Here is a 439-nt window from a genome sequence, read left to right on the forward strand (position 1 = left end):
GCGGTCGGCCACGACGTTGCCGATCTCGATGTCGGCGACAGGATCGCTTATGCCTGCCCGCCGGTCGGCGCCTATAGCGAGCGGCGCAATATCAATGCCGATCTGCTGATCCGGCTCTCGAACGACATCTCCGACGAGACCGCAGCCGCAGGCTTGTTGAAGGGAATTACTGCCAGTTTTCTGTTGCAGGAGATCGGCCGGGTCGAGCCGGGCATGACCGTCCTCATCCACGCTGCGGCCGGTGGCGTCGGGCAATTGCTGGTCCAATGGGCCCGGCATCTCGGCGCCACCGTCATCGCCACCACGTCAAGCGAGGACAAGGCGCGGCTGGTGCGGTCGCTCGGCGCCCATCATGTCATCAATTACAGCCACACGAACTTCAGCGACGCCGTGATGGATCTCACCCGCGGCCAAGGCGCCGACATCGTCTATGATGCGG

At 64.0% G+C, this 439-nt stretch carries 1 protein-coding gene; it reads left to right on the top strand.

Features of this window, described 5'->3' with window-relative positions; genetic code table 11:
* Positions 1–439: zinc-binding dehydrogenase (locus AC1D0P_RS29870; protein ID WP_477680041.1), on the top strand; the 439-nt coding region annotated here is incomplete at both ends.

The sequence above is a fragment of the Polaromonas sp. P1_G2 genome (genome assembly GCF_056405515.1).